The 11,753-nt window shown below is 43.7% G+C and carries 9 protein-coding genes; 3 read left to right on the top strand and 6 right to left on the bottom strand.

The annotated features are described in order from the left end of the window. Positions 1–50: 50 nt before the first annotated feature. Positions 51–506, bottom strand: coding sequence for a hypothetical protein (locus Q0081_RS20745; protein WP_298357958.1), 456 nt, complete (start codon positions 504–506; stop codon positions 51–53). 97 nt (positions 507–603) lie between these two features. Continuing rightward, positions 604–1,833, bottom strand: a complete 1,230-nt coding sequence (locus tag Q0081_RS20740; protein ID WP_298357956.1) for a dicarboxylate/amino acid:cation symporter — start codon at positions 1,831–1,833, stop codon at positions 604–606. 276 nt (positions 1,834–2,109) lie between these two features. On the opposite strand from Q0081_RS20740, the gene Q0081_RS20735 reads away from it, so the two are divergent. The 3 genes from Q0081_RS20735 to Q0081_RS20725 all read left to right on the top strand — a co-directional run bounded on the left by Q0081_RS20735 (position 2,110) and on the right by Q0081_RS20725 (position 5,642). Further along, complete coding sequence (locus tag Q0081_RS20735) at positions 2,110–3,504, top strand: Gfo/Idh/MocA family protein (protein WP_298357953.1); 1,395 nt, start codon at positions 2,110–2,112, stop codon at positions 3,502–3,504. Continuing rightward, positions 3,504–4,247 (top strand): glucosamine-6-phosphate deaminase, encoded by a 744-nt coding sequence (locus tag Q0081_RS20730; protein ID WP_298357948.1) that lies wholly within the window; start codon positions 3,504–3,506, stop codon positions 4,245–4,247. Before Q0081_RS20735 ends, Q0081_RS20730 begins: the two co-directional genes overlap by 1 nt. A gap of 120 nt (positions 4,248–4,367) precedes the next feature. After that, on the top strand, positions 4,368–5,642 hold the full coding sequence (locus Q0081_RS20725) for a S9 family peptidase (protein WP_298357943.1): 1,275 nt from the start codon (positions 4,368–4,370) through the stop codon (positions 5,640–5,642). 42 nt (positions 5,643–5,684) lie between these two features. On the opposite strand, the gene dxs is transcribed toward Q0081_RS20725, so the two are convergent. The 4 genes from dxs to mutL all read right to left on the bottom strand — a co-directional run bounded on the left by dxs (position 5,685) and on the right by mutL (position 11,493). Beyond that, positions 5,685–7,628, bottom strand: a complete 1,944-nt coding sequence (gene dxs / locus Q0081_RS20720) for a 1-deoxy-D-xylulose-5-phosphate synthase (protein ID WP_298357940.1) — start codon at positions 7,626–7,628, stop codon at positions 5,685–5,687. A gap of 167 nt (positions 7,629–7,795) precedes the next feature. Beyond that, positions 7,796–8,713: a rhomboid family intramembrane serine protease gene (locus Q0081_RS20715; RefSeq protein ID WP_298357937.1), complete on the bottom strand. Its 918-nt coding sequence runs from the start codon at positions 8,711–8,713 to the stop codon at positions 7,796–7,798. Between the two features lie 101 nt (positions 8,714–8,814). Continuing rightward, positions 8,815–9,597, bottom strand: coding sequence for a rhomboid family intramembrane serine protease (locus tag Q0081_RS20710; protein ID WP_298357934.1), 783 nt, complete (start codon positions 9,595–9,597; stop codon positions 8,815–8,817). A gap of 12 nt (positions 9,598–9,609) precedes the next feature. Then, the gene (mutL, locus tag Q0081_RS20705; RefSeq protein WP_298357931.1) at positions 9,610–11,493 is read right to left on the bottom strand and encodes a DNA mismatch repair endonuclease MutL; all 1,884 of its coding nucleotides are present in this window, start codon (positions 11,491–11,493) and stop codon (positions 9,610–9,612) included. Positions 11,494–11,753: the final 260 nt, after the last annotated feature.

Below are 11,753 nucleotides of genomic sequence, written 5' to 3'. Positions count from 1 at the left end.
AGAGAGGCCACGACGATTCGCGGCCTCTCTTTTGTTATTGTAAATTCTTATTAAACGTATTTGTCACGAGTTTGGAACAAAATCCAACCTCCGATAACAAACGATAAGGCAAGGCTAATGATGTTGCTTACCATACCCCCCACTCCTAAAAAGCCAACAACTCCATTGACCAAACTAAGTAAAAAAACGTAGTAAAGATTATTCCATCCTTTTTTCTGACGTTTCATCAAAGGCGAAATCGCTAATCCTTCCAAAAGAACCATAACTGCCAGAATACCCATAGAAATCCAGTAAACTCCCATACTTCCATAAGCAGTGACTCCAAGGGCGGAAGCGCCAACACCAATACCTACAACAGCCAGTAAAGCGATGCCGCCAAACAATACTCCCAACATACAAAGGTAGGGAGCGATTTTAACAAGAATTTCCTTTACATTATCAGGAAAAGGAGGGAATTTGGCAAAAAAATCCGCAATTTCTTTTTCGAGGGGGAGGTTTTGTTCCATTTGTTTGAAAAGGGTTTAGTGAAAAAAGAGGTTTGGGAAAAATTTACCGAACGTAGCCCTTTTCATTCAAAGAGTCAAGGGGTTAGGTATATTTTTCTTAGCTTTCTGTATATTCACCTTCCAACTTTGAAATTACCGCTGTTGCCACGGCATTTCCCGCTACCGAAGTAGCCGAACGGCCCATGTCGAGGAAGGGATCAATACCTAACAAAAGAGCCAAACCTTCGACGGGCAGATTAAATTGCGCCAACGTCCCGGCAATCACAACCAACGAAGCACGCGGTACACCTGCTATTCCTTTGGAGGTAATCATCAGGGTCAAAAGCATGGCTATTTGCTGCTGAATCGTGAGGGGAATACCGTAGGCTTGGGCAATAAAACCGGTGGCAAAGGTCATGTACATCATGGAGCCATCGAGGTTGAAAGAATAACCCAAAGGCAATACAAATCCGATGATGCGCTGACTGCAACCAAATTTTTCCAAAGCGGTGATTTGCTGCGGTAAAGAAGCCTCTGAACTTGCCGTACTGAACGTCAAAATCATAGAATCTTTGACGTGTGCCAACAGTTTGAGGTATGGGATTTTCATGACGAGGCAAATGGCCCATAACACTCCAAAAATAAAGAAGAGCAAACCTCCGAAGAAACACACCATCAGGTACGCATACGAAATCAGAATTTCGAGTCCTTTCATAGCTACTACGCCCGTCATAGCGCCTAAAACCGCAAAAGGGGCCAATTGCATGACGTAACCTACAATTTTAAAAACAACTTCGGAAAGGCTTTCGAGGGCTTTAATGAGTTTTTTGCCATGTTCCCCTACAGCCCCTAAGGCAATACCGAAAAACAGCGAAAACACCACAATTTGAAGGATTTCGTTTTCGGAAAGGGCTTTGAAAAAACTATCTGGGAAAATGTGTAAAATAAAATCTTCGAGAGTTTTCATGGACTTGCCCGTTACTCCCGTGTCGGTGCCTGCGGCAGGGCGCGGCCATTGTTGCACTTCGCCGGGGCGAGTCACGTTGACGACCACTAAACCTACAATGAGTGATAAAATCGTGGCAAAATAAAAATAAAGCAGGGTTTTGATACCAATTCGACCTACTACTGCGAAGTCGCCTAATTTAGCTACTCCCACGGCCAATGTACAAAACACCAGCGGGCCGACAATCATTTTAATGAGTTTGAGGAAGACTTTACTCAGGATTTGAAATTTATTGGCAATTGCGGCGGCCTGTTCGGCATCCATATTACTGTGCAGAATTTGCCCGATAATGACCCCTAGTACAAAGCCGATAACAATTTTGGTAGTAATGTTTAGTTTCATGAAGTGTTGGTTTGTGATGTATCAGTTAGGTTAAAAATTGCGGTTTAGGATGGATGGTATTTTAAACGGAATATTCATAAAAATTTGGGGTTTATGAAAGATTCAGCTTGATTCTGCCACAAATTAGGAAAAAAACAAAAGATAAGAGACGAACCATTAAAGGTTTTAATAAAATAGTCTTTTTTCTTAATTCTAAGTAATATAACCAAAGCGGTATAAAGTAAAAAAGTAGCCTTACTGGCTTGATTGTATGACGACTTTCAACCGATACCTTCAATGAAAAAAAGAGACTTCATCAAACTTGTTGGAATGAGTAGCGTAGGAGTAGCAGGCAGTGGTTTGTCCACCAATGCAATGGCTAAGGAGACTCCGCAAAGACCTTACCGCCAGCAATTTAATATGTGCGGGTACGCTGCCCCCAAAATAGATACTGTTCGAATAGGTTACATCGGATTGGGTAACCGAGGGGCAGGGGCATTGGAACGAATTGTTTTTCTGGAAAATGTACAGGTAAAAGCCCTGTGCGACATCCGTCCCGAAAAAGCGGAAGCGGCAAAAAAGAAATTTGAAGGCACTTCGCATTCGCCCGTCGTATATGCAGGCAAAGCAGATGAGTGGAAGAAACTCTGTGAGCGCGACGATATTGATTTGGTATACATCTGTACCCCTTGGAATTTGCACGCTCCCATGGCCCTATACGCCATGGAGCATGGCAAACACGTTGCCATGGAAATCCCTGCCGCTACGACGGTCGAAGATTGTTGGAAACTGGTGGAAACCTCCGAACGCACGCGCAAGCATTGCATGATGCTCGAAAACTGCTGCTACGACTTTTTTGAATTACTTACCCTTAATATGGCCCGTCAGGGTTTTTTCGGGGAAGTTGTCCACATAGAGGGAGCCTATATTCACGATATTTACGAGTCTTTTTTTGATAAAACCAAGCGGTACGATTTGTGGCGCTTGAGAGAAAATGTGCGCAAAGGAAATCTTTATCCAACCCATGGATTGGGGCCGATTTGTCAAGTCCTGGACATTAATCGGGGAGACAGAATGGATTACTTGGTGTCGATGTCAAGTAACGATTTTATGTTGGAGGCAAGGGCAAAACAGGTAGCTAAAACGGATCCTACGTTTCAGGAATTTGCGAATAAGACCTTTCGGGGAAATATGAATACGACGACCATTCGTACGCAGAAAGGAAAAACCATCATGCTTCAACACGATGTGACTTCACCGCGTCCTTACTCGCGGATTCATTTGGTAAGTGGTACAAAAGCCACGGCTCTGAAATATCCGCTGCCGGGACGAATTTCAACGGGGCACGACTGGATTTCGGAAACGGAAATGAAAGCGTTGGAAGAAAAATACCAACCCGAAATTGTGAAAAGAATCGGAGAGTTGGCCAAACAGGTAGGAGGTCACGGTGGAATGGATTTTCTGATGGATTGGCGTTTGATTGATTGTTTACGAAATGGACTTCCCTTAGACCAAGATGTATACGATGCTGCTTCGTGGAGTGTGATTGGGCCATTGAGTGAAAAATCAGTGGCCAATCGTTCCAATTCAATTGATATCCCCGACTTTACGTCAGGTGCCTGGAAAACCAATACGCCCGTTGATATTTCTATGAAAACGGGCGGAAATACTAAAGTAACTGCAAAAAAATAATGAAGATAGACATTTTTGAAAACAGCGAAGCCATGGGAATGGCAGCTGGTAAAGCCACTGCTGATTTGCTTCGTACTGCCATCCGCATCAAAGGAACAGCCAATATTATTTTGGCCACGGGAACGAGTCAATTTGAGGTACTTAACCAATTATTAGCCGAAACCGACATTGATTGGACCAAAGTAACCATGTTTCATTTGGATGAATACATTGGACTTCCGGATTCTCATCCTGCCAGTTTTCGTAAGTATTTGAAAGAACGATTCATTGAAAAAGTGACTTTTAAGGCTTATCATTTAATCAACGCAGAGATTGACCCCGAAGCAGAATGTGAACGTTTGGGCAAACTCATCTCATCACACCCGATTGACGTCGCATTGGTTGGAATTGGTGAAAATGGACACTTGGCATTCAATGACCCTCCAGCTGACTTCGACACTGAGCAACCTTATATCATTGTGAATTTGGATGAACCTTGCCGTCGGCAGCAGTTGGGCGAAGGCTGGTTTCCATCGTTGGAAGCCGTACCTACTCAGGCCATCAGCATGTCTATTCGTCAGATTATGAAATCGGCGAATATCATTTGTTCTGTCCCCGACGAACGAAAAGCACAGGCAGTCAAAAACTGTCTTGAACAGAAAGTTAGTAATCTGTTTCCTGCAAGTATTCTACAACAACATCCTCATTGCAGCGTGTTTTTGGATGTGTTTTCGAGCAAATATTTAGAAAAAAATAAGTTGTAATAACTCTTTGCGACCCTTGCGAAAAACCCTTGCGGCCGTTGCGGTTAAATGTAAACGTCGTTTTTAACCGCAATGGACGCAATAGGTTTCGCAAGGGACGCAAGGAGAAATTCTAAAAGCATGAAAAACCGTAGAACGTTCCTGAAAATGAGCAGTTTGGCAGGGCTCAGTGTGGCCGGCAACGGCGTCTTGAAAAACTTTCCTTTAGCATCAAAAACTAATTTGAAAATGACTCCTGAATCCAACCTCAACGAAGGAAGCGTGAGCCTGATTGGTCAATACGGCCCGTGGGCTAATTCGCTCATAGAGAATAAATTACCTTCTCTCTCTTTTAGAAGAAAAGAATGGGATGACCTTGAAAAATGGCGAAAAACGGCCAAAACACGACTTGTTGAGCGATTAGGTATTCCTGACATTGGCGGTTTGCCCGAGGTAACTGTCAAAAAACAATATGAATACGATGGCTTGCACATCGAAGAATTGAGCTGGCAATTGCCTTACGGACGTCCTACGGAAGGTATTTTATTGAAGCCTGTAAATGCCAAAGAGCCTTTGCCTGGAATCCTTGCTTTTCACGACCACGGAGGAAATAAATACTTTGGAACGCGAAAAATAACGCGCACTTCAGAGGCACAATATCCCTTGATGAAGGAACACCAGGAAGAGTACTATGAAGGGTTGGCTTGGGCCAATGAAATCGCCAAACGAGGGTACGTAGTTTTGGTCTCGGATGCGTTTCCTTTTGCAAGCCGCAGGGTTTGGATGCAGGATGTGCCGCAGCATTTGCGGGGAAAATTAAACGATGAAAACCCCGAAGAACCTGCTAACATTAAGGCGTATAACGAATGGGCGGGAGAACATGAGCACATCATGGCGAAATCGTTATTCAGTGCCGGAACTACCTGGCCTGCTGTGTTTTTTGCCGAAGACCGAAAAGCCTTGGATATCCTGTGCGCCAGAAAAGACGTGGATGCCAACCGAATTGGGTGTGGTGGACTCTCGGGTGGTGGAATGCGCACTGTGTTTATGGGTGGACTTGACGAGCGTATTAAATGTGCCGTTTGTGTAGGATTTATGACAACTTGGAAGGACTTTGTCCTGAACAAATCGTATACGCATACGTGGATGACCTACGTTCCGATATTGCCCAATGAGTTGGACTTCCCAGAAATTTTCGGATTACGAGCATCATTGCCGGCGTTAGTGCTCAATGATGAAGACGATCAGCTTTATACGCTTCCTGAAATGAAACAAGCCGATAAAATCTTAGCAGAGGTGTATAAAAAAGCAAATGCTTCCAATCACTACAAATGCTCTTATTATCCCGGGCTTCACAAGTTTGATAAAAAGATGCAAACCGAAGCTTTTGATTGGTTTGATAAGTGGCTAAAATAAGCCCAAACCTTATAGGTTTCTAATAAGTGAATTATCAGAAACCTATAAGGTTTTTTGCAATAACACAGAAGTATTAATCATCTCCCGGGCCGTTTTGGCAATCCCTTCGGGATCAAAACCGCACTCGCGGTGAAGCTCGATTTGTTCACCGTGTTCTACGACTCTGTCAGGGATACCGAGGCGTTTGAGTTTGGCGCTGTAGCCGTGGTCAGCCATAAATTCGAGGACAGCGCTTCCCATTCCACCTTGGATGCAGCCGTCTTCCACGGTAATAATTTTGTCAAATTTTTGAAAAACTTCGTGCAAAAGCGTTTCATCCAACGGCTTAACAAAACGTAAATCGTAATGGGCAGCACTTATGCCTTCTTTTTCAAGAATTTCACACGATTGAACGGCGTAGTTGCCAATGTGACCAATGGTCAAAATAGCCACATCTGCGCCGTTGCGTATTTTACGGCCTTTTCCAATTTCAATTTTTTCGAGTGGAGTTCTCCACTGTGGCATCATTCCTTCGCCCCGTGGGTAACGTATGGTAAAGGCATGTTTTTGACTTTGGGTTTCGTCCAATTGCGCCGTATACATCAAATTGCGCAGTTCCTGCTCGTTCATAGGAGCACTGACAATCATGCTGGGAATACAACGCATGTAGGCAATGTCGTAAGCACCGTGGTGGGTCGGCCCATCGGCACCGGCAAAACCGGCACGGTCTAAACAAAAGATAACCGGCACTTCCTGAATACAAACATCGTGAATAACTTGGTCGTAGGCCCGCTGCATAAACGTGCTGTAAATATTACAAAACACGACTGAACCCTGCGTAGCCATTCCCGCGGAGAAAGTCACGGCGTGTTGTTCCGCAATGCCCACGTCAAAAGCGCGGCTTGGCATTGCCTTCATCATCAGATTCATGGAAGACCCCGACGGCATCGCAGGCGTTACGCCCACAATTTTTGGATTCTGTTCGGCCAGTTCAACCAACGTATTTCCAAATACGTCCTGGTATTTGGGCGGTTGAGGCTTGTCGGGTACCTTTTTAAAGATTTCACCCGTTATTTTATCAAATTTGCCAGGCGCGTGCCACTTAGTTTGGTCTTTTTCGGCAGGAGCAAATCCTTTGCCTTTGACCGTGACACAGTGCAGTAATTTAGGCCCCGGTATATTTTTTAAATCATTGAGTACGTGCACCAGATGATCCACATCGTGACCATCAATGGGGCCGAAATAACGTAAATTAAGCGATTCAAATAAATTGCTTTGGCGAAGTAACGTAGCTTTCAGGCCGTCTTCCACCCGAGAAACAACCTCACGGGCGCTTTTGCCAAAATGACTCATTTTTCCCAACAGATTCCATACCTCTTCTTTTACCCGGTTGTAGGTGTGTGAAGTAGTGATGTCGGTCAAATATTCTTTCAATGCCCCTACGTTGGGGTCAATACTCATGCAATTGTCATTGAGAATAATGAGCAGATTGGTGTTGTTGAGTGAGCCGGCGTGGTTCATTGCCTCAAACGCCATCCCGCCTGTCATGGCACCGTCGCCAATGACTGCAATAGACTGTTGGTTTTTTATTCCTTTCAACTGCGCACCTACAGCCATACCCAAAGCGGCAGAAATGGAAGTGGAAGAGTGTCCCACCCCAAAAGAGTCGTACACGCTTTCTTTGCGTTTGGGGAATCCGGATATACCGCCATAAAGGCGATTCGTATAAAAGTTGTCACGTCTTCCGGTTAGGATCTTATGGCCGTAAGCTTGGTGACCTACGTCCCAAATTAACTGGTCGTCAGGGGTATTAAAAACATAATGCAGCGCAACCGTCAATTCCACCACACCCAGTCCTGCACCAAAGTGCCCGCCATATACGGATACCAAATCAATGATATACTGCCGAAGTTCTTGGGAGACTTGAGGAAGTAATGAGGAGTCCAGTTTTCGCAGATCCTGAGGTGTAGAGATTTGCGAAAGTAATTTTCCGGGAGTGATGAGCATTGCTTAACGGCTTGATACAAAACGTAGTGATATAACTCGCTTGTTGTTAAAAGTGTTTGGCAAAGTTATGAAAAATGACAGTTTGCTACTACATTTTGCTGAATTGATACTTATAAATCAATGTACAAAACCTGCGGTCTATACAAAATAGACCCAGAAACAAGCTATCATTGCTGACTGGCTTTGTATAGTTTCTGCTTTTCTTCGCGAGTTAGGCTTTCGTAGCCCGACTTGGATATTTTGTCGAGAATAGCGTCAATTTCGTCCTGATTAGGAATAACAACCGCTGAATTATTAGTTGTTTGGGTAAAACGGCGGTTGGCCGAGGCGGTAGTGGCACGCGCACGTTGAGGCACTTGAATGTCAGGCTTTCTTTTAAATATATTCTGAAAAAAGTTGCCTATGGCATAAATAGGTTTCCCCCAATCGTTACCATTTTTAAGCGCTCTAATAAAACCGAATCCTACCATGGCACCCGCCAGATGGGCTAAATTTCCGCCAGCATTAGGACCAACTAATTGCGCCATTGAGATAATGATGCACAGGGCTGCAATGTATTTGAGACGAACGGGGCCAATCAAAAATACAAAGAAAGTATGATCGGGCAGAAGAGTAGCTGCTCCTAAGATAACAGCAAAAACAGCCCCTGATGCTCCAATCAGACTGTTATTGGCAAGCTCCCCCTGAAAGTAAGGGAGCAAGTTGTACATAGTTAAAAACAAAACCCCACCGGCCAAACCACCTAAAACAAACAGGGCGACAAGCCGCCGACTGCCGAGATATTCTTCAATCACCTGCCCAAACCAATAAAGAGAAAGCATGTTAAAAAATACATGAAAAGGCCCCTGATGCACAAAAAAGTTGGTCAAAAGAGTCCATGGTTTATACACAAAGGCGTTAAAATCGGCGGGAAGACGGAGTTGCTCAATCACCCATTGGTAATAGTGAGGCAATTGTCCAAAAGTAAATATGACATAGAGGAGAATGACCGCCACGAAGACAATTACATTCAATAAAATGAGTTTAATGACCGCGTTGTTGGTCTTTGAAAACTCCCCTTTAAGATCGTCAAAAATGCTGCTCATCGCTCTCGTCTTTTCTGGTAATTTCTTTAAACCAATTCATTTTTATGTCCCATTACTATTTTTCTGACTGAAATTTAGACAAAAAGACACATAATTGCAAATCAGTACATTCGCCTGATTCGCCATACTTTTAACATAATATACGCAAAAATCATGCCTCCAAGATGCGCAAAATGGGCAACTCCCGAATCTTTAATGTTAATTCCTGCGTAAAGCTCGTATAAAGCGTAAAAAGTTACGAAATATTTGGCTTTTATCGGGACGGGAAAAAACAACATCATCATTTCCATGTTGGGAAAAATAAGACCGAATGCCGCAATGATTCCAAAAATTGCCCCAGAAGCTCCCAACATAGGTACATCCAGGCGTTGTTCATACATTTGCTTTACAAAATCTACACTTTCTTTGATGTAAGCTAAATTTTTCGGTTGGTCTTCAAAATTATTGAGGAAATCGAAAGCGGCTCGCTTTACCTCAGGTGCAAATCGGGTTACGAAATCTAAAAATGCATCGGGTGATGGATATTGGGCGTATAAATCAACCGCATTTTTAAGTTGAATCATTTCGAAATAACTGATAGCAGTGTAAAGAAATCCAGCTCCAATCCCCGTTACGAAATAAAAGATGACAAATCGTTTGGTTCCAAGTACCTGTTGTTCCAACAGCGGACCAAAAAAGAATAAACCCAGCATGTTGCTGAATAAATGCCCAAAGCCTCCGTGCAGGAACATATAAGTCACAAACTGATGCGGTTTAAAACTGGGGCCTAAGATAGGGTGCAATGCAAACCAATACTCAGCAAAGCCAAAATTGAGATTTTGCAAAAAGAATACGACAACGTTTATAATCAGTAAATTCCGTACGACAGGCGTAATATTAAACATGGCTTTATGGACTTATTTGAATAGGGTAGCTATTTTTTCTAACGATAAAATGGTAAAAATGGGTTCGCCCATGGGCGTATAATTTGGGTTGGAAGATACAAATAATTGGTTAATCAATCGCTCCATTTCATCAGATGAGAGCCGTACTAAATAGCGGGATGCAAATCGCCGAGCCAATGTGCGGGCAGTAGTTTCAGTGCGGTTGAGCTGAAGGTCAGAGTAGCTTTGGCGGAGTTGCTCTGTCAATTCTTCAAAGATTCGCTGCGCATCTTCAGCAGGTAAATCGGATGGTAAACTCCTTACCACCAGCGTGTCGGGACCTAACGCGTCGAAATCAAAGCCTAACGCAATAATTTCATCACGCATTTCCAGAACCAGTGGAATATCGGTCAACGGCAAGCGAACAGTGATGGGAAACAGGAGTTGCTGAGATACGGCATTGGGACTTTCCAATTGCTTTAAATAGCGGTCGTACAGGACACGCTCATAAGCAGCGCGTTGGTCTATCAGCATCATTCCTGATTTTACGGCCGACACTACGTAGCGATTTTGAATCTGTACCGCTAAGCGGCGATTTTTAAAATCTTCTTCATCACCTGCACTCACCTCGTTTGCCCGACTGCCTAACGTAGGGGACAGGGGCGAAGAGGTAATCAATTCGTCAGTCTCTCCTAAATCTAACTTGGTTTGGGTAAGGGTTGGCTCAGGTTTCTGAAAACCCTCAAATAACTTCTCCCAGTTTGTTAAATTATTTTCCTCCCGGCGTGACGTAGGAAGGGACGGCGGAGTGGGAGAGGGTTCCCAAGCAGGCGACAAAGACTTTGATTTTATACCTTCACTGGTACGGGGATTGGGTGAAGAATGCAGAAAATTGACGTTGGAATCAAAATCTATCGAATGCGAAAGGTGATTGACGCTGATGGCTTTGCGAACGGCAGCCATCAGCAGTGCATACACCGAACGCTCATCATCAAACTTTATTTCTGTTTTGGTTGGGTGAATATTGATATCAATGTGGGAAGGATCAATGTCCAGATTCAGCACATAAAAAGGATGATTGCCTTCCGAGATGGTGCTTTCGTACGCAGCCAATACCGCATGATGCAAATAGTTATGCTTAATGAATCGCTCATTAACAAAGAAAAACTGCTCTCCCCGTGCTTTACGGGCAAAATCTGGCTTTCCTACGTAGCCTTTAACGGTGATATAATGAGTTTCTTCCTGACAGGAAATTAAGTTTTCTCGATAGTTTTTGCCAAACATATCCACAATCCGTCGGTTCAGTTTGCCTGCATACAGATTGTACACTTCGGTATCGTTGTGATAAAGCGATAAACTTGTTTCTGGATGAGCCAAGGCAACACGTTGAAATTCGTCCAAAATATGACGCATTTCAACGGAATTAGTTTTTAGGAAATTACGCCTGGCGGGAACGTTAAAGAATAAGTTTTTGACCAAAATATTAGTCCCGGGCAAGCAAGCCACCGATTCCTGTGATTTTAGTTCAGAACCTTCTATTCGCAATAAAATTCCTATTTCGTCGGCGGGGCGTCGCGTGCGCATTTCTACTTGAGCTACGGCAGCTATAGAAGCCAATGCCTCCCCACGAAACCCCATGGTGCGGATTCGGAAGAGGTCGTCAGCGTGGCGTATCTTGGAAGTGGCATGGCGTTCAAAACTCATGCGTGCGTCGGTTTCAGACATGCCTCCTCCATCATCAATGACTTGAACCAACGTACGGCCTGCATCTCGGATAATGACTTGAATACTTTTTGCCTGCGCATCAATGGCGTTTTCCAGCAGCTCTTTCACAACCGAAGCCGGGCGCTGAACCACTTCGCCTGCGGCAATTTGGTTGGCGATAGCGTCGGGAAGCAGGTGAATAATATCTTGCATAGTAACGTTAAGTCTTACAAAAATAGAGAACAAATTAATGAACCTAAAACGTTTGCCTGATGGTAATTTTTGGAAAAAAATGTACAGGTAAAACCATCGTCAAAAAATATGTTCATTTGTATGATTAAAAAAGTAATTAAGAATAACGTGAACTTTTCAAATCTAAGCAACCATTTGAGGGCAATACTGGCTCAATACCAATGGTAGTGCTATACTAACTTTGGGTTTTCTTTGGTAAAAAGAATAGGCACAGATAGCAG

The sequence above is a fragment of the Runella sp. genome, from assembly GCF_027484545.1.
Classification (GTDB): Bacteria; Bacteroidota; Bacteroidia; order Cytophagales; family Spirosomataceae; genus Runella.
This window is presented reverse-complemented; position numbering and strand designations above follow the sequence as displayed.